At 71.6% G+C, this 21,025-nt stretch carries 23 protein-coding genes; 4 read left to right on the forward strand and 19 right to left on the reverse strand.

Annotated elements, in window-relative coordinates; all coding sequences use genetic code 11:
• Positions 1 to 4: 4 nt before the first annotated feature.
• From ABZU53_RS02575 to ABZU53_RS02585, 3 genes are all read right to left on the reverse strand, one after another.
• Positions 5 to 817: an HAD family hydrolase gene (locus ABZU53_RS02575; protein ID WP_355063433.1), complete on the reverse strand. Its 813-nt coding sequence runs from the start codon at positions 815 to 817 to the stop codon at positions 5 to 7.
• A complete protein-coding gene (locus tag ABZU53_RS02580; RefSeq protein WP_355063435.1) occupies positions 817 to 1,638 on the reverse strand; it encodes an HAD family hydrolase in 822 nt (273 codons plus the stop codon). The genes ABZU53_RS02575 and ABZU53_RS02580 overlap by 1 nt, the downstream gene beginning before the upstream one ends.
• Positions 1,639 to 1,887: 249 nt before the next feature.
• Entirely contained in the window at positions 1,888 to 2,613 is a 726-nt protein-coding gene (locus ABZU53_RS02585; protein WP_354855805.1) for a hypothetical protein, read from the reverse strand.
• Positions 2,614 to 2,787: 174 nt separating this feature from the next.
• Between ABZU53_RS02585 and ABZU53_RS02590 the strand changes: the two genes are divergently transcribed.
• The 3 genes from ABZU53_RS02590 to ABZU53_RS02600 all read left to right on the forward strand — a co-directional run bounded on the left by ABZU53_RS02590 (position 2,788) and on the right by ABZU53_RS02600 (position 4,553).
• Positions 2,788 to 3,219 (forward strand): OsmC family protein, encoded by a 432-nt coding sequence (locus tag ABZU53_RS02590; RefSeq protein WP_007453754.1) that lies wholly within the window; start codon positions 2,788 to 2,790, stop codon positions 3,217 to 3,219.
• A 148-nt stretch (positions 3,220 to 3,367) separates the two neighbouring features.
• Complete coding sequence (locus ABZU53_RS02595; protein WP_354855823.1) at positions 3,368 to 3,715, forward strand: metallopeptidase family protein; 348 nt, start codon at positions 3,368 to 3,370, stop codon at positions 3,713 to 3,715.
• 115 nt (positions 3,716 to 3,830) lie between these two features.
• On the forward strand, positions 3,831 to 4,553 hold the full coding sequence (locus ABZU53_RS02600) for an AIM24 family protein (RefSeq protein ID WP_234582643.1): 723 nt from the start codon (positions 3,831 to 3,833) through the stop codon (positions 4,551 to 4,553).
• Positions 4,554 to 4,626: 73 nt separating this feature from the next.
• Here the strand turns inward: ABZU53_RS02600 and pheA are convergent, their stop codons facing one another.
• The 5 genes from pheA to ABZU53_RS02625 form a co-directional block, all read right to left on the reverse strand.
• Positions 4,627 to 5,583 carry a prephenate dehydratase gene (gene pheA / locus ABZU53_RS02605; protein WP_355063437.1) on the reverse strand — a complete coding sequence of 319 codons (957 nt, stop codon included), beginning with the start codon at positions 5,581 to 5,583 and terminating at the stop codon, positions 4,627 to 4,629.
• 10 nt (positions 5,584 to 5,593) lie between these two features.
• Positions 5,594 to 6,199 (reverse strand): hypothetical protein, encoded by a 606-nt coding sequence (locus ABZU53_RS02610; RefSeq protein ID WP_355063439.1) that lies wholly within the window; start codon positions 6,197 to 6,199, stop codon positions 5,594 to 5,596.
• Positions 6,200 to 6,283: 84 nt separating this feature from the next.
• Entirely contained in the window at positions 6,284 to 6,673 is a 390-nt protein-coding gene (locus ABZU53_RS02615) for an ACT domain-containing protein (protein WP_354855808.1), read from the reverse strand.
• A gap of 137 nt (positions 6,674 to 6,810) precedes the next feature.
• The gene (locus ABZU53_RS02620) at positions 6,811 to 7,269 is read right to left on the reverse strand and encodes a hypothetical protein (RefSeq protein WP_354855809.1); all 459 of its coding nucleotides are present in this window, start codon (positions 7,267 to 7,269) and stop codon (positions 6,811 to 6,813) included.
• A 166-nt stretch (positions 7,270 to 7,435) separates the two neighbouring features.
• Entirely contained in the window at positions 7,436 to 8,176 is a 741-nt protein-coding gene (locus ABZU53_RS02625; RefSeq protein WP_354855810.1) for a hypothetical protein, read from the reverse strand.
• Positions 8,177 to 8,343: 167 nt separating this feature from the next.
• Between ABZU53_RS02625 and ABZU53_RS02630 the strand changes: the two genes are divergently transcribed.
• Complete coding sequence (locus ABZU53_RS02630) at positions 8,344 to 9,561, forward strand: arginine deiminase (RefSeq protein WP_355063441.1); 1,218 nt, start codon at positions 8,344 to 8,346, stop codon at positions 9,559 to 9,561.
• Positions 9,562 to 9,579: 18 nt separating this feature from the next.
• Here the strand turns inward: ABZU53_RS02630 and ABZU53_RS02635 are convergent, their stop codons facing one another.
• The 11 genes from ABZU53_RS02635 to ABZU53_RS02685 form a co-directional block, all read right to left on the reverse strand.
• The gene (locus ABZU53_RS02635) at positions 9,580 to 10,467 is read right to left on the reverse strand and encodes a DUF5926 family protein (protein ID WP_355063443.1); all 888 of its coding nucleotides are present in this window, start codon (positions 10,465 to 10,467) and stop codon (positions 9,580 to 9,582) included.
• Between the two features lie 127 nt (positions 10,468 to 10,594).
• Positions 10,595 to 11,011, reverse strand: a complete 417-nt coding sequence (locus ABZU53_RS02640; protein ID WP_355063530.1) for an ATP-binding protein — start codon at positions 11,009 to 11,011, stop codon at positions 10,595 to 10,597.
• Between the two features lie 61 nt (positions 11,012 to 11,072).
• Complete coding sequence (locus ABZU53_RS02645; protein ID WP_355063445.1) at positions 11,073 to 12,527, reverse strand: PAS domain-containing sensor histidine kinase; 1,455 nt, start codon at positions 12,525 to 12,527, stop codon at positions 11,073 to 11,075.
• A 110-nt stretch (positions 12,528 to 12,637) separates the two neighbouring features.
• Positions 12,638 to 13,426, reverse strand: a complete 789-nt coding sequence (locus ABZU53_RS02650) for a glycerophosphodiester phosphodiesterase family protein (RefSeq protein ID WP_354855815.1) — start codon at positions 13,424 to 13,426, stop codon at positions 12,638 to 12,640.
• A 10-nt stretch (positions 13,427 to 13,436) separates the two neighbouring features.
• The gene (locus tag ABZU53_RS02655) at positions 13,437 to 13,772 is read right to left on the reverse strand and encodes a rhodanese-like domain-containing protein (RefSeq protein WP_354855816.1); all 336 of its coding nucleotides are present in this window, start codon (positions 13,770 to 13,772) and stop codon (positions 13,437 to 13,439) included.
• Between the two features lie 58 nt (positions 13,773 to 13,830).
• Positions 13,831 to 14,793: an LCP family protein gene (locus tag ABZU53_RS02660; protein WP_354855824.1), complete on the reverse strand. Its 963-nt coding sequence runs from the start codon at positions 14,791 to 14,793 to the stop codon at positions 13,831 to 13,833.
• Positions 14,794 to 15,031: 238 nt separating this feature from the next.
• On the reverse strand, positions 15,032 to 16,291 hold the full coding sequence (locus ABZU53_RS02665) for an LCP family protein (RefSeq protein ID WP_354855817.1): 1,260 nt from the start codon (positions 16,289 to 16,291) through the stop codon (positions 15,032 to 15,034).
• A gap of 196 nt (positions 16,292 to 16,487) precedes the next feature.
• Positions 16,488 to 17,711: an LCP family protein gene (locus ABZU53_RS02670; protein WP_355063447.1), complete on the reverse strand. Its 1,224-nt coding sequence runs from the start codon at positions 17,709 to 17,711 to the stop codon at positions 16,488 to 16,490.
• 76 nt (positions 17,712 to 17,787) lie between these two features.
• Positions 17,788 to 18,765 (reverse strand): NAD-dependent epimerase/dehydratase family protein, encoded by a 978-nt coding sequence (locus ABZU53_RS02675; RefSeq protein WP_354855819.1) that lies wholly within the window; start codon positions 18,763 to 18,765, stop codon positions 17,788 to 17,790.
• 81 nt (positions 18,766 to 18,846) lie between these two features.
• Positions 18,847 to 20,538: a cation acetate symporter gene (locus tag ABZU53_RS02680; protein ID WP_354857360.1), complete on the reverse strand. Its 1,692-nt coding sequence runs from the start codon at positions 20,536 to 20,538 to the stop codon at positions 18,847 to 18,849.
• Entirely contained in the window at positions 20,516 to 20,881 is a 366-nt protein-coding gene (locus ABZU53_RS02685; RefSeq protein ID WP_234582629.1) for a DUF485 domain-containing protein, read from the reverse strand. The genes ABZU53_RS02680 and ABZU53_RS02685 overlap by 23 nt, the downstream gene beginning before the upstream one ends.
• Between the last annotated feature and the right edge of the window lie 144 nt (positions 20,882 to 21,025).

The raw sequence follows: 21,025 nt of genomic DNA on the forward strand, positions 1-21,025 counted from the left end.
CCGGTCAGTCCACCCCGAAGATCTTCTCCAGGTACGCCGCCACGCCGTCCTCGGAGTTCGCCCCGGTCACCTCGTCGGCGACCGCGAGGACGGCGGGGTGCGCGTTGGCCACCGCCACGCCGCGCCCGGCCCAGCTCAGCATCGGCACGTCGTTCGGCATGTCGCCGAAGGCCAGCACGTCCGCCGCGGGCACCCCGATCCGGTCGCAGTACCAGTCGAGCCCGGCCGCCTTCGTCACCCCGGCCGCGGAGATCTCCACGAGCCCCGAGGACGACGAGTGCGTCGCCTCGGCCAACCCCGCCACCGCTGCCGCCACCAGTGCGACGAACGCGTCCGGGTCCTGCTCTCCGGCGCGGGCGAGCAACTTCACCGCGGGAAGCGAGAGCAGCTCCTCCGGTGTCTCGACCGGCCGGATCCCGTCGGGGTCGACGTCCCAGCGCAGCGGGTAGTCCGTTTCGTGCCGCATCTGGCGGCTGTCCATGATCTCCACGGCGAAGCTGATCCCGGGCACCTCGGCCCGCAGCCGCTCGGCCACCTCGGCCAGGTGCTGTGGCGCGAGCGGGTCGGCCCGCAGCACCTCGTCCCGCACCGGGTCGTAGACCACGGCGCCGTTGGCGCAGACCGCCGGCAGCGGCTCGGCCAGCTGGTCGTACACCATCTCCAGCCAGCGGACCGGACGGCCGGTGACCAGGACGACCGGCGTGCCTCGCGCGGTGATCCGCGCGAGCACGTCGGCGGTGCGCGGGCTGAGCGTGCGGTCGTCGCGGATCAGCGTGCCGTCGATGTCGGTGGCGACCAGCGCAGGGGTGTCTCGCATCACCGGGACAGTAGCCGGTCCAGGTACACCGCCACCCCGTCGTCGTCGTTGCGCAGGGTCACCTCGTCGGCGGCGGCACGCAGCGCGGGGTGCGCGTTGGCCACCGCGACCCGGGACCAGCCGGCCCACTCGAACATCGGCAGGTCGTTGGGCATGTCGCCGAAGACCAGGACGTCAGCGGGGTCGACCCCCAGGCTCTGCGCCACCACGGTCAGCCCGGTCGCCTTGTCCACGCCGGGCGGGCAGATCTCGATGAACCCGAGCCCGGCCTGGGTGAGCGAGGCAGCCTGCGGCGAGACGATCCGGCGGGCCACCGCCAGCAGCTCGTCGACGTGGTGGTCGGCGGTCCGGGCGAAGGCCTTGATCACGTCACAGGAGAGGCACTCAGCGCGGCTGCGCGCCTCGAACCGGTCCTGGTAGGGCCAGCTCTCGTGGTAGTCACCCCAGAGCGGGGCGTCGTGCTCGTCGGACGCCTCGACCATCACGGTCAGCGGGCCGACCTCGGCCTCCAGGTCGGCGAGCAGCCGGGCCAGCACCTCGGCGGGCAGCCGCTCGTCGCGGAGCACCACCGGGCCGGTCGGGTCGCTCTGGTCGACCACCCGTCCACCGCCGGCCATCACCAGGAAGTCGGCGGCCCGGATGTCGTTGCGGGTCAGCTCGGTCAGGCGGGGGCCGCGTCCGGTCGCGCCGACCACCGGAATTCCGGCGGCCCGCACCCGGTCGAGCACCCCATGGGTGTACGCGGAGACGGTGTCATCGCTGCGGACCAGCGTTCCGTCGAGGTCGGTCGCGATCAGTTTGGGCAGTCCCGGGCGGGTCATCGTTCCTCCTTCGCCCGCCGCCGTCGCACCTGCCGAGGCCAGGGAAAGCGAGGCCCGGCGTGACGGCGGGCAGCAACCGTACCTCGGGAAACGGGCCCGAACCATGTCTTCCAGGCGAATCGGGCACCAACTCCAGGCCCGTTCCCAACCTCCGCGATCTTGTACTTCCGGTCGCCGATACGCGGTGGAATGCGCCTTCTGTCGCTGCAGAAAGTGCAAGATCGGTGGGTCGGGGTCGGCCTGGCCGGCTCAGGTGTTGGGGTGTTCGGGGCGGGCGAACGGCGCCACCGCGGTCACGGTCAGGTCGGCCGGCGCGGGCGGGCCGTCCTCCTTCTCGACCGGGTCGAGGTGCCGACGGCGCCAGCCCTGCCCCGTCGCGGCCCCGGAACGGTTGTCCTCCGTCGGCGCGTTCGGGGCCAGCCGCAGGGCCGCGGCGAGCAGCACGCAGGCCACGAACGCCATCACCAGGCCGCGACCGTACTCGACCCGGAAGTTGTCCTCCGGCTCGTAGAAGTAGTTGCGCTGACCGGGGTCGTCGAGTGTCGCCGTCGCCGCGACCAGCAGTGCCAGCAGCGCCCCGCTCAGGGTGAACCCGACCAGTCGGGCGTTCGGCCGGACGGCCGCCGTGCCCCGCAGCGCCAGTGCCACCGTGCAGACCAGCCCGAGCAGACCGACCAGGTAGCCGATGCCGAAGCCGCCGACGTCGGACACCCCGGCGGGCACGTCGATCGAGGTGGCACCGGCCGGGCCGCCGTTCGGCAGAGTCATCACCAGCCACTCGCCGAGCAGCGAGGCCACCCCCGCCACCGCCCCGAGCCCGGCGAGCAGCACGGGCAGGCGGGGATCCCGGGTGATGCCGGCCAGGGACCCGCCGAGGCGACGGCGTCCAGTGGCGGGCTCGTCGGCACCCCACTCGATCACGGCCGGCCCGTCGGACGGGTCGCCCTGCCGTGGGATGGGCAGCTCCTCGGACATCGGCCATCCTTCCGCCGGTCGCGGGCCTGCGTCGAATCATGGCACAGAGGGTCGTGCTGGTGCCGCTGCCGAAACCGCCCGCGTCGCGCCTCCGCCAGGGGTGACGGGAATCGCACGGCAGGCGTCGGTGCCGGTCGGTCGCTCGGGAGGCACCTTTCCGCTAGCGTTCTCCTCATGCCTATCCGTACCGCTTCCGCACAATGGCAGGGCAATCTCACCGAGGGTTCCGGCACCGTCCGCACCGGTAAGGGCGGCCTGTCCGGCAACTACTCCTTCAAGTCGCGCTTCGAGGAGGGTGAGGGCACCAACCCCGAGGAGCTGATCGCCGCCGCGCACGCCGGCTGCTTCTCGATGGCGTTCTCGAAGGCCCTCGCCGACGCCGGCTCGACGCCCACCTCGGTCGAGACCACCGCCAAGGTCCACCTGGACAAGACCGACGCCGGAATGAGCGTGACCCGGATCGACCTGGAGACCGTCGGCCAGGTGCCCGGGGTCGACGAGGCGGAGTTCCAGAAGCTCGCCGAGGCCGCCAAGGCCAACTGCCCGATCTCCCGGCTGCTCTCGCCGGGCGCCGAGATCACCCTCACCGCTCGCCTGGCTTCCTGACCCGGCGACGCACGCCGCACGTTCACGGAAGGAGCCTCCGCCCGGTCCCGGGCGGCCGCTCTCTTTCGTGAACGCGCGGCCCCGGCCGGGGTGGCCGCGCGTGAGCCGGCCGATCGGTGCGGCGTCGGGCAGAATGGACGCCGTGCCGGTGGACATGACTCGCGAGCGCTTCGAGGAGCTGGTGGCTGACGCCCTCGACGAGGTGCCCGAGGAACTGCTCGGCCTGATGAACAACGTGGTGATCCTGGTCGAGGACGACCCACCGCACACCGACCCCGACCTGCTCGGCCTCTACGAGGGGCACGCGCTCACCGATCGGGGTTGGGACTACGCCGGCGTGCTTCCGGACCGGATCTTCATCTACCGCCGTCCGATCCTGCGGATCTGCGACAGCGACGAGGACGTCGTCGACGAGGTCGCGGTGACCGTGGTGCACGAGATCGCCCACCACTTCGGCATCGACGACGCGCGACTGCACGCGCTGGGCTGGGGCTGACCCGGCCGCACACCGCCAGGTCAGAGCGCGGCACGCCGCTTCGCCGATGGCCCCTGGTTGCCGTGGTCGCCTACCGTCGGTGCAGCGACCGCGACCGTTTCAGGAGGCACCTTTCATGCGCAGCGAGCTGTTCTCGGCGGAAAATCTGGAGAAGGAGTCCGCGCAGGCCGGCATGCGGCTGCAGAACTCCAAGATGTTGAAGATCGAGCTCAACGGCGAGGCGATGGCCCGGGTCGGGTCGATGGTCGCCTACCAGGGCAACGTGCAGTTCCAGGCGCTGGGCTCGGGTGGGCTCGGCAAGTTCCTCAAGCAGAAGCTCACCGGCGAGGGTGTCCCGCTGATGAAGGTCACCGGCCAGGGTGACGTCTTCCTCGCCGAGCTGGCCAAGGACGTGCACATCATCGACCTGGAGCCGGGCGACGCCCTGTCCATCAACGGCTCCAGCGTGCTGGCCTTCGACTCGACCCTGCAGTACGACATCAGGATGGTCGGCGGCGCCGGGATGGCCTCCTCGTCCGGCCTGTTCAACTGCGTGTTCAGCGGGTACGGCAGGATCGCCATCACGACCAAGGGCACCCCTGTGGTGCTCAACGTGGACGCCCCGACGTACGTCGACCCGCAGGCCGCCGTCTGCTGGTCGGCCAACCTCCAGACCGGCTACCACCGGGCTGAGCAGCTCGGTCTTGGCACGCTGCTGGGCCGGCGCACCGGCGAGTCGTTCACGATGAGCTTCGCCGGTCAGGGCTTCGTGGTGGTGCAGCCGTCCGAGGAGCCGCCGGTCATGGGCAGCGGTCAGCAGCAGCAGGAGGGCGGTCTGCTCGGCGGTCTGCTGAGCTGAGCACCGACGCGGGTACGGGCGCTCCCGGTCGCACCGGAGCGCCCGTACGCGTGTTGCTCGCCTGCTCGGCCGGTCAGCTCAACTCGCCGGTGCGCAGCCGGGCCAGCCAGGCCGCCGCGTCGGCGTAGTCGACGTCGGAGAGGCCGGCCGGCGCGGGCACGGGCCGCTCGCCCGCCGCGTCGACCCAGCGATGCCGCGGGTACGACCCCAGGAAACGGACATCGGCGCACACCCGGCGCAGCCCCTGCAACGCCTCACCCAGGCGTACGTCGGCCACGTGGCCGGTGCAGTCGAGGAAGAAGACGTACCGGCCCAGGGCCTCGCCGGTCGGGCGGGACTCGATCCGGGTCAGGTTGACGCCGCGGACGGCCAGCTCCATCAACACCGACAGCAGCGCGCCGACCCGGTCGTGGGCGATGTAGACGGCCAGCGAGGTGAGGTCGTCGCCGGTCGGCGGTGGGGGTGGCCCGGGGCGGGAGACCAGGACGAAACGGGTCACCGCGTCGGGATGGTCGGCGATCTTGTCAGCGAGCAGGGCGAGTCGGTGTCGGGCGGCCCCGATCGGGGCGCAGATCGCCGCGTCGTACTCGCCGGACCCGGCGCCGGCGGCTGCCGCGCCGTTGGAGAGCACGTCGACGACCACGGCGTCGGGTACGTGGTCACGCAGCCAGCCACGGCACTGGGTGGACGCCTGCGGGTGCGCCGCGACCGTGCGGACCGCCGACAGCGTCGTGCCCGCACGCGCGGCGAGCACGAACTCGACCGGCAGGATCACCTCTCGGGTGATCACCAGCGGGTCGCCCTCGACCATCTCGTCCAGGGTGACGCCGACCGCCCCGCCGATCGAGTTTTCCAGCGGCACCAGCGCCGCGTCAGCGTCCCCGGCCCGGACGCTGTCCAGGGCCTCACCGACGCTGCGGGCCGGAGTCCGGGTGCCACGCTCGGCGGCGGGGACGGTGCGCAGGGCCTGCTCGGCGAAGGTGCCCTCCGGGCCGAGGTAGACGAAGCGCGTGGGCGGTGTTCCGGGCATGTCGACCAGACTACGCACCCGGCTGGACCGCCGGAGAAGCATCGCAGGCGAGCGTACGGATCCCGGCTGGCCCGGTGGCGCGGACCTCGATGGTGCACACGTCGGTGCCGGCGGTGACCAGTTCCGGGGCGGTGGGCCGACCCCGGGTGACGACCTGAAGCTCCTCGTGCCCGGTCACCTCCAGCACGGTGTACTGCCAGTCGGCGGCGCACAGCGGCCCGGTGCGGACCCGGACCCGCACGTTGTCCGGGAGCACCGAGGCCCGGCCGCGCAGCAGCTGCACCACCCGCTGCCCGGTCGGACCGTTCCGGCAGGCCGTCGCGACCAGACCCGGGTCCCGGGTGGCCGACGGGGTGGAGAGCGGTGGGGCGCTCGGCACGGTGGACGGCGTGCCGGTCGGGACGCCGGTCGGGCCGGTCGCCGTCGGGGTGCCGGCGCCGGTGGGCACCCCGGCCGGGTCGCGCAGCTCGGGAGGGGCGCCGCAGCCGGTCAGCGCCCCGATGGTGAGGAGCGCCAGCAGGGCCCCGGCCACGGGCAGCGCGCGAACCGCCACGGGTGTGATGGCGGTTGTCGCCCGGGGCGGGGGAGCCGGGTGGCGGGGCGGGTCGAACGGCACGGGCCGATCCTCGGACATTGGGAAACGTCATCGCGGCCGGGGTGGCCGAGCCCATCGTAGGGCGAGCTGACGGCGGGGTGAAGCTCAGCCGAGGACGCGGTGCCCGGCGCGCTCCAGGGCGGCCGTGCCCTCGGTCAACCGGACGGTCGGCACCAGCACGTAGTCGGTGTCGAAGGTGGAGAACGTGACCACGCTGACCCGGGCCGCGGCGAGGGGGTCGACGAGCGCCGCCAGTGTTCCCGTGGCGTCCACGCCCGTCGGGCCGACGACGCGCAGACAGCGCCAGGTGGTCTCCACCACGGCCTGGGCGGGCACCCGGTCGGTCGGGCAGATCACCGAGATCCCGTCGGCGGTCCAGCTCACCGTGACCACGTCGGCGCGGCCCAGCCCACTCGACAGCGCGGCCGGCAGGGCGGTGTCGGCCCGCAACCGGCACACGGCGTACTCCCCCGGCAGCAGAGCGATATCGAGCATGAGGGCACCTTACGGCGTGGGTGTGGGCCCATCCCGCCATCGCCGCGTGCGGCGAACGACACATTGCGCCGCAGGTCAGGCGGCGAACGACATATTGCGCCGCAGGTCAGGCGGCGAACGACACATTGCGCCGCAGGTCAGACCTCGGAGAAGAAGGTGAGCGAGCCGGCCACGGCGCCGTTGGTGAGCACCGGGGTGGAGATCGCGTCCACCGTCGCGTCGGAGCTGTCCGGCGAGGCGGCCTGCACCCGCAGCAGCCCACGGGCGAGCCGGCCGGAGGAGAGCGCCAGCAGAGGCGGGATCTTGTCGATCTCGGCCTCGGTCAGCTCGCCCCGGTTGGCGGTGAAATCCAGCAGTCGCAGGCCGCCGTCGAGCAGCGGTCGCCCGATCAGGCCGGCCGGGTCGCCCAGACAGAGCAGCTCGCAGCCGGCGGCGGAGATGGCCACGACCCGGGTGTCGGCGTCGATCAGCAGGCAGGGCTCATCGGCCCGGTCGACCGTCGAGGACCACTGGCCGACGTTGTCGGACTCCAGCTCTGTCGAGGCCCGCGCCGACGGCACGAACACTTCCGAGAGCGAGAGTTCGACGTGGGCCACCGCGCCTCCTATGTCCACCGACGGACTGTCCACGCTAGCCGGTCGCCGACGGAATCACCGAGCGCACCAGGTCACCGGACCGCACAGCTCGAACCGGGGCGGCCGGCGACGGCGCGGGAGCCGGTGGGTAGTGGGGGACCGGGGCCGCGTGGCGTCGCCGGTGACGTTACCGGCGGTGGGCCGGCTTGTCAGCGGCCGTTCGGCCCTCGTCGTACCACCGGTAGTCGGCGGATGGACGGTAGGTGCCGTTCAGCCAGGTGCTCGGGTGCTGTGCCACCCGGGACAGCTTCTCGGCCGTGGCCGGGCTGATCCGGCTGCCACCGGCCACGAGGAGCCGATCCAGTTCCCGGTGGGTGGCCATCAGACAGTCCTTCGGAAGGCCGTAGACGCTGATCACGCCGGAGCCCACGAAGGTCAGCACCGGCGTCACCGGGATGGTCAGCCCCACCGCGTCGGAGAGGGCCTTGCTGGCCCGCCTGGCGTCCCGCCGGGCCTCGGTGACGTACGGAGGCCGCTTGCCGTTGATCTGCACGACGTCCCCGGCGACGAGCACCCGGGCCCGGCCGTGGTCGGCGATGGTCACCGCGAACAGGCCGCTCGGCCCGATGGCGAGGAACCCGGCGCGGTCCTCCTGGGTGCGGTCGAGCAGGACGTCCGCCACGTCGGTGCGGGGCCACTCGATGACGTGCCAGGCCGGCCCGAGATGGTCGAGCTGGCCGAGCGCGCGGGCTCCGGCCGCCTCCAGTCGACGGGCTCCCCGCTCGGCACGGCGTCGGCGGGCCCATTCGAGCGGTGTCGGACGGACCGGCTCCAGAGCCCCGGGCGACTCGACGCGGGGGTGGGGCACCGCGATGGGCGGCAGTGCCCTGGCGGTCGGTACGGCTCGTCGTGCGGGAAAGACAGTCATCGTCGTCGACCTCCGGCAAAAGGTCCCTCGAAGTTATGTCCTCACTACCCTACGTTGCCACTCCCGGTGTTCGGCAAGCCGGAGCGCCGGAGTGACTGTGGATGAATGCCATATTCATCCACAGTTCTTTTGTCGGATGCCGCCAAACCCTGCCCTACGCTGCGGGGGTGACCCACTACGTCGACAGTGAAGTCGGCCGGCTCGGCACCGTGTTGCTGCACCGGCCCGGCCCGGAACTGGCCCGGCTCACCCCTCGCAACAACGACTCACTCCTGTTCGACGCGATCCCCTGGGTCGGCCGCGCCCAGGAGGAGCACGACGCGTTCGCGGCCGCGCTGCGCGAGCGCGGGGTCGAGGTGCTCTATCTGGCCACCCTGCTGGCCGAGACGCTGGCCGTCGAGGATGCCCGCGCCGAGTTGACCGAGGAGGTGCTGCGCTCCCGTCGACTCGGCGACACGCTCCGCGCCCGGGTCGCCGACCACCTCGCCTATCTGGACCCGGCCGCGCTGGCCGATGTGCTCACCGCCGGGCTCGCCCACGAGGAGCTGCGGATCAGCTCGGAGCGGCCGGGCGGGCTGGTCTACACCCTGATGGACCGGCACGACTTCGTCATCGACCCGCTGCCGAACCTGCTCTTCACCCGGGACTCGTCGCTGTGGATCGGTGACCGGGTCGGCGTCACCAGCCTGGCCATGCCGGCCCGCCGCCGGGAGACCACCCTGACCGACGCCATCTACCGCCACCATCCGCGCTTCGCCGGCACCGAGTTCGTCTACCGCCCCAATCTGGAGCACCTGGAGGGCGGGGACGTCCTGCTGCTCGCACCGGGCGTCCTGGCGGTCGGGGTGGGCGAGCGGACCACCCCGGCCGGCGCCGAACGCCTCGGCCGGCAGGTCTTCGCCGCCGGGCTGGCCCACACCATCCTGGTGGTGCCGATCGCGCAGAAGCGGGCCACCATGCACCTGGACACCGTGTGCACGATGGTCGACGCCGACGCCGTGCTGATGTATCCGAACATCGCCAGCACGCTCTCGGCGTACACCGTGATCGCCGGCGCGGACGGCGAGGACCCGCGCGTGGACGGCCCGGCGCCCTTCCTGCGGGCCGCCGCCGACGCGATGGACCTGGACCAGCTCCGGGTCATCGACACCGGCCTGGACCCGGTCACCGCGGAACGCGAGCAGTGGGACGACGGCAACAACACCCTCGCCCTGGCGCCCCGGCTCTGCGTCGGCTATGAGCGCAACACCGAGACCAACGCGCAGTTGGAGCGGGCCGGCATCGAGGTCATCCCGATCGCCGGCTCGGAGCTGGGCTCCGGCCGGGGAGGCCCGCGCTGCATGTCCTGCCCGATCGTGCGCGACCCGCTGCCGGTCAACGGGTGAACGGGCCGCGCGTCGGGGTCAGCGGAGGGTGAGCTGACGGCCGAGCAGCCCCTGGCGGGCCCGCCGGCCGGCGGCGTCCAGCGGTTCGGTGGTGGCGAGCGCCTCCGCGTACCGCTTGGCGAACTGCGCGACCGGGTCCTCCCAGTCGTCGGCCGGAGTCTCCTCCGGCAGGTCCCACACCGGCACCAGCCGGCCGTGCGCGCGGAACATCCCGGCGAACTTGGTCTGCTCGCCGAGCGTCAGCGTGCCAGCCGCGCCGAGGCGGGCCAGCGCGTCCAGTGCGGCGTCCTCGTCGTCCGGGAGCACCCAGCGCACGTGCGCCTTCTCCGGGACCTGGCACCAGTACGCGGCCTTCGCGGCGGTCATCCGCACGGTCGGGTAGATGGCGGCGTTCGCCCGTTCCAGCGACGCCTGGACGCTCGGGTCGTCGGTCGCGCCGGGGTCGAGCCAGAACTCGAACCCGTCGTGCATGACGATCTCCAGCGGGCCGTCCACCAGGATGTCCTGCAGTCGTGGCCCGGGACCGGGCAGCGGTGGTACGGACACCTGGCCGCCCGGCTCGGTCCGCAGCGCGCAGAGCAGCGCCTCGGCCAGGTCCCGGGAGACGTCGCCGGACTGCTGGTGGCGTTGCAGACCGATGAGCACCCGGCCGTCCGGCTTGCTCACCGCCGGCGCGGCCATCGGCAGCACCGTGGCCAGCGTGGCCGACCGGTCTCCGAATTCCTCGACGAGGGCGGGCGCCAGCCGCAGCGGCGCGGACGCGGCGGGCACCAGCTCGCGCAGCGCGATCCACTCGGACTCGTCGGCCAGCCCCTCGAACGGTCGCGGCACGAAGACGTCGCGCACCTTGTCCTTCCGGGGCGCGGTGTCGGCGGGGGTTCGCTGGCTCTTTCGACGCTTGCTCACGGCGTCACAGCCTAAGGCCCCGCCCGTCCCGCCGTGGGCCGGACCCACCCACCCCGCCGCTTGTTGATCATGAAGTTATTGTCACCGCGCACGGCGTGTCGTGGCAGTAACTTCATGATCAACGATGTCAGGCGGCTGGTACCAGGTCGGGGTGGGAGGCGGGGGTGGGGTCGAACTCCGCCCACACGCGCTGGCCCATGCCGTCGCGCTCGACGCCCCAGCGGGTCGCCAGGCCGGCCACGATGTGCAGACCCCGCCCGTCCGCGGCGTCCGGGCTGGCCGTGCGGATCCGCGGGCTGGTGCCCGCGCCGCCGTCGGTCACCCGCAACTGGATCCGCGGGCCCTCGGCCGAGGCTCGCAGCCGCCACGCCACCCGGACCACGCCGCCGGGCAGCGGCCGGGCGTGCCGGACCGAGTTGCCCACCAGCTCGGCGAGCACCGCGATCAGATCCGCGAGAAGCGCCGGCGTCACGACGTCAGCCAGGTCGTCGGCGAGCCGGTGTCGCGCCAGTCGTGCGCCGGCGGCATGGTGGGGAACCACCACGCACCACGCCCGATCCCTCACTGCCGCTGCCACCGTCGCCTCCACGTCGCGCCACCGTCGGTCAACCGCGCGGTAGCCGCACCTCTGCGACCGTACCGCCGTCGGTCCTCGGACGTAGGGATACCCATCCATTCTGTTGTTCAACGATCCGGCGGACGAGATAGAGGCCGAGCCCCGCTCCCGGGTAGCCGCGCCGGTCGCCGGACTCGCCCTGCCAGAACCGGTCGAACGCCCGCTCCACGTGCTCCGGCCGGATGCCGATGCCCCGGTCACTGACCCGGAACGCGACCAACTGGCCGTCCACCCCGGCGGTGATCTCGATGGGGGAGCCCGGCGGCGAGTACTTGCCAGCGTTGGTCGCCAGCTCGGTCAGCACGGTGGCCAGGCTGGGCCGGTGGCCGAGCGCCTTGGGCAGGTCGGCGGGGAGGCGCAGCGTCAGCCGGTGCCGCAGCTCCGCCGGCAGGTCCACGATGGCGGCGCGCAACGCCTCAGCGAGGTCGAACGGGGTCGGTGGGTCGTCCCCCGGCCCCGCCTCGGCCGCCGAGGAGAGCAGCCGGTCGACCAGCCGGGCCAGCTCGTTGGCGCGCTGCCCGATCACCCGGGCGGCCTGTCGCCGGTCTCCCTCGGTCAGCGACTCCCAGTGGTCGGTGAGGGTGTCCGCGTACCCCTTGATGACGGTGACCGGCGTGCGCAGCTCGTGGCTGGTGACCGCGACGAACAGTTCCCGGTCGTGATCGCGGCGCTGCTGGTCGGTGATGTCGCGGAAGGTGACCACCCGCAGCGCGCCCGGGCCGGGCAGGTCGCCGGAGGTGATGCGCAGCCAGCGCCCGTCCGGCAGCCGGTGGTCGCGGACCTGCCCGGAGGGCGGCAACGGGAACGGCAGCGGGCCTTTCAACGCCTGCTCCGCTGTCCGGCCGGTGACCTGGGCGGCGGCCGGGTTCCAGAGCCGGACGTGGCCGTCCCGGTCGACCACCGCCAGCCCGTCGGCGAGTGCCGCCACCACCGGCCCGTCGCCGTGCACCGGCAACCCGCTCTGGTCGCCGTACATGTGCCCGACGCACGAGGCGAGGTAGGCGACCACCCCCCGCTGCTCGGCGTCCGGCTCGTCGTCTGCCGCATAGAGGGCGTGCAGGCTGCCGACGGTGTGACCGCCGATCTCGGCTCGGGCCACCACCATCCGGCGTAACCCGCTGCCGGCCAGCTCAGCGGCGAGCTTGCCGTTGAGGTCGGTCACCCGAACCTGGGCCACCCGTGGCCCGGAGAGCAGGCAGACGGTGTCCGGGTCGTCCGCCGCGAGCGGTCGGCCGAGCGCCCACTCCGCCGCGCCGGTCGCCGCGATCACCCGGCCACCGGTCGGGCCGAACTCGACGAACGCCATGCCGGTCGCGCCCAGCGCCGGTTGGGTTACCCGGAGCAGTTGGGTGAGGACCGGCAGGCCCGCGTCCCCAGCATTGATCGACTCGATCGCGACGGTGTGGCCGGCGAGAAGAGCGGGAAAATCGATACGCTCCGGCATGTGCCGAGTCTGCCCCGCCGGCCCGGCTTTCGGCACCCCCGGTTGTCGCGTAGGTGCAGGCGCTGCCGGCGGTCGGCACGCTGGACGGCCAGCTCGGCGTGGGGGCCCGTTCAGCGGTCCCGCCGGGCCAGGACGTGCGCCGGGCGGTCGGTGATGATCCCGTCCACCTCCTCGGCCAGCACCAACTCCACGTCGGCCGGCTCGTTGACGGTCCAGACGTACACCTGGTTGCCGGCGGCGCGCAGCGCGGGCAGCAGGTGCGGGCGGGCCCGGACCAGGCCGATGCCCGGCCCGGCGATGCGGGCGCCGAACGGCAGCCGGCCCAGCCGCAGCCAGGGCGGCAGCACCTCCAACAGCAGCACCGTGGGCAGCGCCGGGGCCAGCTCCCGGACCCGTCGGACGGCCAGCGGGGAGAACGACATGACGGTGAGCTGGACGGGGTCGTCCGGTGCCGGGTCGGCCAGCCCGTACCGCCGCAGCAGCTCGACCAACCGCCGTTCCACGGTCGAGCCGTAGCGGGACGGATGCTTCGTCTCCACCAGCAGCCGGACCGGCCGCCCGGCGGCGAGCACCGCGTCGAGCAGCCGGGCCAGCGTCAACAGCCGGGTGTGCGACTCGTCCGGCGGCAGGTCACCGCTCGGCGCGCTGCCGGGATGCCAGGAACCGAAGTCCAGGGCGTCCAGCTCGGCGAGGGTGCGCGCGCTGACCAGACCGCGGCCGTTGCTGGTGCGGTCCAGTCGCCGGTCGTGGACGCAGACCAGATGCCCGTCGCGGGTCAGCCGGACGTCGCACTCCAGCCCGTCGGCACCCTCGTCGAGGGCGCGCAGGTACGCGGCGAGGGTGTGCTCCGGAAGGTCGTACGAGGCGCCGCGGTGCGCGAAGACCAGAGGACCGCCCATCCCGGCCGCCTCAGATGACCTGGCCGGGCTGCCCATTCGCGTCGACCACCGGACGGCCGACCGCTGCCCACTGGCGCATCCCGCCGTCGGCGTTTCGCACCTGCTCCCAGCCGTTGTTGACCAGGTAGGCAACGACCTGGGCGGAACGTCCACCGGAGCGGCAGATGACGGCCACGTCCCGGTCGGTGGGCACCTCGGCCAGCCGCGCCGGCAGCTCCATCATCGGCAGGTGGTGGGCGGTGGGTGCGTGGCCGGCCGCCCATTCGTCGGCCTCCCGCACGTCGAGCAGGTAGGTGTCGTCGGCGATCTGGGTCACGGGCACGGTGGGAACCTGGGGTCCGAACACAGGAAGCAACACTAGATCCTCGCGGGCCGGATCGGCACCGACCCGGCCGTCGGTACGGTCACAACCGGGTCACCCAGCGGGGATTGGCCTGCGCCCAGGCCGGTACGCGGGTCCCCCGGACGGCCTCGAAGAGCCCGTTGCCGCCGTTGTCGAGCACCACGTACGAAACCTGGTCGATTGTCTGCGGCGACGAGGGCACCTCAACGCCGCGCATCCCGTCGGGCGGCAGCGCGCGGAGCGCGAGGAGCAGATCCTCCAGGGGTACGCCGTTGGTGTCGACGGTCAACGAGCCGCCTACCGCGCGGAGCACCTGGTCCAGTTTGACGGGGTTGTTGCGCAGGTCGGCTTTGCCGGCGCTGTCCAGCATCGCCCGCAGGAGTTGCTGCTGGTGGCGCTGCCGGTCGAAGTCGCCGTTGGGCAGGTCGTAGCGCTGCCGTACGTAGTCCAACGCCTGCGCGCCGTCCATCCGCTGGCAGCCGGTGGGGAAGACGCGGTTGGTGTGGATCGAGCGGACCTGGGTGTCCACGCACATCTGCACCCCGCCGAGGAGGTCGATCACTTTCCGGAAGCCGGAGAAGTCGATCAGCGCGGCGCCGTCGAAGCGGATGCCGGTGAGCCGGTTCAGGGTGACGGAGAGCAGTCGGGTGCCGGCCTGCCCGCCGCCGCCGTGCTCGTACGCAGCATTGATCTTGTCTGGACCGCCGCCGAAGCCGTTCGCGGGCGGGATGGAGACCAGCAGGTCACGCGGGATGGAGACCAGGTACGCCTCCCGCCGCCCGGCGGGCACGTGCACGATGAGGATGGTGTCCGAGCGCTGGTCCGGTTCGCTGCTGCCGGCGCGTCGGTCGGTGCCGATGAGCAGGTAGTTGAGCGGCCCGTCCAGGTCGGTCCGGTCGGTGCGGGCGTCGGCGTCGAGCAGCTGCTCCTTGGTCACCGTACGGTCGTACCGGTGGGTAAGCGTCTTGAGCCCGATCTGGGCGAGCCCGGCCAGCAGGACGAGGGCCAGACCGACGCCGAGCAGGAGGCGTGACCAGCGGGCGCGGCGGGGCGCGGCCGGGCGTGCCCGGTCCGCTGCGTTCCGGCCCCACCTGGACGTGACCGCCTCCCCGCAGCCGATACGTGAAACCTGCTCACGTCAGGCTACGGGCGGTAGCGAACCGGTCGTCGGGCTTTCCGCGACTTGGAGCGGGCGGCCTGAGGCGACGCGGCCCGAGGCGGCGCCGCCTCAGGCGAGGCGGCGTGAAGCGACGCGGCGGCCGTCACTTGCGGCCGGAGATCACCTCGGGGTGGGTGAAGACGAACTCGGCGAGCTTGTCCTGCTTGACCGCCTGGAACATCTGCATCGTTTCCTCGTTCAACGCCTCACGGTTGTTGCCGTTGCCGTTGAAGCTGCCGTTGTTGGTCTTCAGCATGGTCAACTCGTTAGCGGTGACCCCACGCATGGTGAAGATGAAGTTCTCGATCGGCACGCCGCCGGTGTCCAGGACGAACGCCTTGCCGGCCGCCTTGATCAGCTGGTTCAGCTTGGCCGGGTTGGTCAGCATGCCGCCGTCGGTGGCCTTGCGGGCCATCGCCTTGATCAGTTGCTGCTGGTTCTGCTGCCGGTCGTAGTCGCCGCCGGGGAGGCCGTAGCGCTGCCGGGCGTAGTCGAGGGCGGCCCAGCCCTCCATCTCCTGGCAGCCCTTCTTGTGCACGACGGGCGTCATCGTCTTGCCGGTCTTCTTGGCGTCCGCGTTCCACATGGGCTTGCCGTCGACGAACGACATGTGCTTCGACTTGACCTCGTAGCTGACGCAGATCTTCACGGTGCCCAGGGTGTCGATGACGTTCTTGAAACCACCGAAGTTGATGATCGCCGCGCCGTCGAAGCTGATCCCGGTGAGCCGCTTGATCGTCTGCGCCATCAGCTGGGCGCCGCCCTCCCAGCCGCCACCGTTGCGGGCGCCGGCCTGGAACGCGGCATTGATCTTGTCGGTGCCGCCGGTGAAGCCGCTCTTCTTGAAGGGCGGGATCTGCGCCTCGGTGTCGCGGGGGATCGAGATCAGGTACGCCTGGTCGTGCGAGGCCGGGATGTGCAGGATGATGATGCTGTCCGAGCGGACGTCGTCGGCGGCCCAACGCTCGCGCGCGTCCACGCCGAGCAGCAGCATGTCGATCGGACCGTCGAGGCTCGCGCCGCCCTCCGCGTCGGTCTTGCCGGCATCACCGAGCAGGTTGCGTTGGGCGATGTCGCCGGTCGCCTGGCCGATCAGCACCTTGGTGCCGACGATGGCCACCCCGCTGCTGAGCATCAGCACCGCGCCGAAGATCACGGTCAGTCGGGCCCAGAGCGGATCCTTGCGGCGGGGCCGCTTCTTCGCCGGCCCCTTCCCGCCTGTCCGGCCGTTGCCGCCACCCGGCGGGCGACCGCCCGGACCACCGTTCGACGGGCCCGGCTGCACCGGTATGGACGCGGCGATCCGGCCGCTCGGCGCGGCGGATCCGGCGGACGAAGGGCGACGGCTGGCCTGAACCGGCATGCGTGCTCCAGCTCGTGATCAGGAGGGGGGCCGCCCCACTGTACGTACATCAATTCGACTTTGCGAGTTCATCTGGACTCAATTGGGACGACAGGTGCCGTCAACCGGGCGATCGTCCCCATTCGATGACCGTAAAGGCGAGGTCGGCTCGCTTCAGGGTGGACCGCGTCGCCGCCGACGCGGTCCACCCCTGCGCTCAGCCGCCGTCGGTGCTCTTCGGCGGGTTGGCCTTGATCCAGTCCGCCATGGTGTCCGCCGACATGGCCCGGTACATCGCCAGCGCCTTCTCCCGGTCGGACACCACCACCGACTCGCCGTTGATGGTGTCGCTGCCCGAGTTGGGGCTGGTCAGGAACGTGAGGTTCTGCCCACGCAGGTTGCGGAACTGCACCGCCATGTCCGTCACCGAGAAGCCCTGGTCGACGGTCACCGCGGCGGTCACCGACTTGAGGAAGTCGTTGAGCTTCTTCGGGTTCGCCAGGGTGCCGGTGCTCGCCGCCTTGTCCATCAGCGCCCGGAGGAACTCCTGCTGGTGCCGCATCCGGGCGAAGTCGCCGTCCGGGAACTGCTTGCGCTGCCGGATCCAGTCCAGCGCCTCGGCGCCGTCCATGTGGTTGGTGCCCTTGGTGAACGTCCGGTACGGCTTGTGGATCGAGGTGATCGTCCGCTCCACCTTCAGGTCCACTCCGCCGAGGGCGTCGGTGACCTCCTTGAAACCGCCGAAGTCGATCGCCATCACGTGGTCGATCCGGACGTCGGTGAAGCACTCCACGGTGCGGACCGCCAGCGGCAGGCCACCGAACGCGAACGCCGCGTTGATCTTCGCGCGCTGGCCGGAGCCGCAGTCCGCCCCGGCGCTCTGCGGGATCGGCACGTACAGGTCACGCGGGATGGAGACCAGGTACGCCGACTGGTGGTCGGCCGGGATGTGCATCACGATGACCGTGTCGGCCCGCCACTGGCTCTTGGTGTCGACCGGCGCGTCCGGGTCCCGGGAGTCGCTGCCGACCAGCAGGATGTTCAACGCGCCGTCGACGGGCTTCGCCGGCCGACCGCCGGTGATCTCCGCGAACGGGTCCGTGCGGGCCAGGTCGTTGTTGAGGTTGCGCGCGTACAGCCAGGCGCCCAGGCCGCCGAGCAGCGCCAGCACCAGCACCGCGATCCCGGCCACCAGGCCGATCCGGCCCCAGCGCGGCCGGGGGCCACGCCGTCCCGGCCCGCCGGCCCCACCGGGCCCGCCCGGTCCCGTCGGCCCCGCCGGGCCGCCCGGACCGGGCTGCTGCTCGTCGTACGGCGGGTACCAGCGCGCCTCGGCGGGACGCGCGCGTCCGGAGGCGCCCCGGTCGGGGCTGGGCACCGAGGCGCGCCCGGCGCTGCGGTGCAGGTGCGGGTGAGGAACGCCGGCAGAGGTCGCTGACATGTAACTCAGGGTACGTAGCGGGAGCCACTACCGCCCTCAGGCGACACTCAGCTCGCGGTGCTCCGCCGTGAGCTGGTTACCCTAGCCGCGCCCGGAAATACTCGATCGTGCGTCGCAGGCCGTCTTCGGGCGTTACGGTCGGCTCGTATCCGAGCAGTTCACGGGCGAGGGTCAGATCGGGGCGGCGCATCTCCGGGTCGTCCGAGCTGCGGGTGATGTACGTCACCTGCGAGCTGCTGTCGGAGAGTGACACGATCAATTCGGCGAGTTGACGCATGGACATCTCGTGCTCGGTGCCGCAGTTGACCGGGCCGGTCTCGGTCGAGTCGAGCAGCAGCAGGATGCCCCGCACCAGGTCCTCGACGAAGCAGATCGACCGGGTCTGGTTGCCGGTGCCGTGCACGGTGATCGGCTCGCCGCGCAGCGCCTGGGAGATGAAGGTGGGGATGGCCCGGCCGTCGTCCGGGCGCATCCGCGGGCCGTACGTGTTGAAGATCCGGACGATCGCCGCGTCCAGCCCGCGGTAGCGGTGGTACGCCATCGTGGCCGCCTCGGAGAAGCGCTTCGCCTCGTCGTAGACGCTGCGGACGCCGATGGGGTTGACGTTGCCCCAGTAGGTCTCGCGCTGCGGGTGCTCCTTCGGGTCCCCGTACGCCTCGGAGGTGGAGGCCATCAGGAACCGGGCGCCGTCGGCGACCGCGCGCTCCAGCAGGTGCAGGGTGCCCACCGAGCCGACCCGGAGGATCTCCACGGGCAGTTGCGCGAAGTCGGTGGGGCTGGCCGGCGAGGCCATGTGCAGGATCGCGTCGAACCGCTCGGCCATTGCCGGGTGGTGCGTCGGCAGGCCGTCGGAGAGGTCCGCCTCGACCAGGGTGAAGGTTGGCCGGTCGAGCAGGTGGGCGACGTTCTCCTTGGAGCCGGTGACGAAGTTGTCCAGCGCCACCACCGTGCAGCCCCGGGCGATCAGGGAGTCGACCAGGTGCGACGGGACGAAACCGGCGCCGCCGGTGACGAGAACGCGGTGACCGGAACCGAAGCGCTCAGCAACCTTCATGCCGGTCAGCCTACCGACCCCTGTTTACCGCAAGAGGCCCCCTGTTGACGCGTGGCGTCAACAGGGGGCCCGTGCCGCGGGTCAGTGGGCGCCCGAACCGGTGAGGGCGCGCACCTCCAGCTCCGCGTACTTCGCCTCGTCGTTCTCCTTCGAGATGAGGGTGCCGATCCACCCGCACAGGAAGCCGAACGGGATGGAGAGGATGCCCGGGTTGGACAGCGGGAACCACTGCCAGTCGTGGTCCGGGAACATCGACGTCGCCGCGCCCGAGACCACCGGCGAGAAGAACACCAGCAGCACGGCCGAGAGCAGACCGCCGTAGATCGCCCACACCGCGCCGGAGGTGTTGAACCGCCGCCAGAACAGGCTGTAGAGGATCGCCGGCAGGTTGCCCGAGGCGGCGACCGCGAAGGCCAGCGCCACGAGGAACGCCACGTTGAGGTTCTGCGCGTAGATCGACAGGAGGATGGAGATCGCGCCGATCACCAGGGCGGAGATCCGGGCGACCCGTACCTCCTGGCGCTCCGACGTCTCGCCCTTCTTCAGGACGTTCGCGTAGAAGTCGTGCGCCAGGCTGGACGAGGAGGCCAGGGTCAACCCGGCGACCACCGCCAGGATGGTGGCGAAGGCGACCGCCGCGATGATCGCGAGCAGGGCCGCTCCACCGAGGTCGCCGCCGAAGAAGTCGATGCCGAGCGCCTCGGCCAGCTGCGGCGCGGCCGTGTTGCCGGCCTTGTCCTGCGCGGTGATCGCCTTGCTGCCCACCAGCGCCGCCGCACCGAAGCCGAGGGCCAGGGTGAGCAGGTAGAAGGTGCCGATGATGCCGATGGCCCAGAGCACGCTCTTGCGGGCCGCCTTGGCGGTCGGCACGGTGTAGAAGCGGATCAGGATGTGCGGCAGGCCGGCCGTGCCGAGCACCAGCGCGATGCCGAGCGACAGCAGGTCGACCTTGTTGTAGAAGGTCTGTGTCGCGTTACCCGCCACCTCGACGCCGTAGCGCAACCCCGGTTCGAGGAACGCGCTGCCCTTGCCCGAGGACGCGGCGGCGTCGCCGAGCAGCGACGACAGGTTGAACTTGTACTTCGCCAGCACCAGGATGGTCATCAGCAGCGCGCCGGTCATCAGCAGGAACGCCTTGACGATCTGCACGTAGGTGGTGCCCTTCATGCCACCCACGGTCACGTAGATGATCATCAGAGCGCCGACCATGATGATGGTCGCCACCTTGGCGGTGGCCGCGTCCATGCCGAGGAAGGTCGTTCCCGGCTTGATGCCGAGCAGCAGCGCGACCAGCGCGCCGGCGCCCACCATCTGGGCCAGCAGGTAGAAGATCGACACCGTGATGGTGGAGACCGCCGCCGCCGTCCGCACCGGACGCTGACGCATCCGGAAGGCCAGCACGTCGGCCATCGTGTACCGGCCGGAGTTGCGCAGCAGTTCGGCGACCAGCAGGAGCGCCACCAGCCAGGCGACCAGGAAGCCGATCGAGTAGAGGAAGCCGTCGTAGCCGTAGAGGGCGATGATGCCGGCGATGCCGAGGAACGAGGCGGCGGACATGTAGTCGCCGCCGATCGCCATGCCGTTCTGGAAGCCGGAGAAGGAACGACCGCCCGCGTAGAAGTCGGTCGCCGTCTTCGTCTGCCGGCTGGCCCAGATGGTGATGCCCAGGGTCACCGCCACGAACACCAGGAACAACGTGATCGTCAGGTTGCGGGCCGTGTGGTTGCCGGCCTCGGCCGCGAGGAGCGGATTAGCCACGAGGACCGTCTTCATGGGTCACCTCCCCGATCTCGGCACGGATCCGGTCGGCGACCGGGTCGATCTTCCGGTCCGCGTACCGGGAGTAGAGCCAGGCGATCACGAACGTGGAGACGAACTGGAGCAGGCCGAAGACCAGCGCGACATTGATGTTGCTGCCGAACAGCTTCGTGCCCATGAAGTCCCGGGCGTACGCGGAGAGAATGACGTAGAGCGCATACCACAGGAAGAACGCGACGGTCATCGGGAAGACGAAGCCGCGTAGCGCGCGGCGCAGCCCGGCGAACTCGTCCGACCGTTGCACGGCCAGGTACTTGTCCGGCTGGGAAGCGGTCGGCGCGGGTGTGTCCGTGGACATCTGTGGATCACCACCTTCACAGGCGTCGGGGGTAGTTTCGCGCACCGTAGAGAGCACGCTCCCCGACGGGGAAGGCCGAGATCGACCCTGGTCGTCGAGTGCGCCGAGCGGTTGGCTGGCTGCGCCGAGTGACCCAGGTCACTC

Source organism: Micromonospora sp. NPDC005194, assembly GCF_040608335.1.
Lineage (GTDB): Bacteria > Actinomycetota > Actinomycetes > Mycobacteriales > Micromonosporaceae > Micromonospora.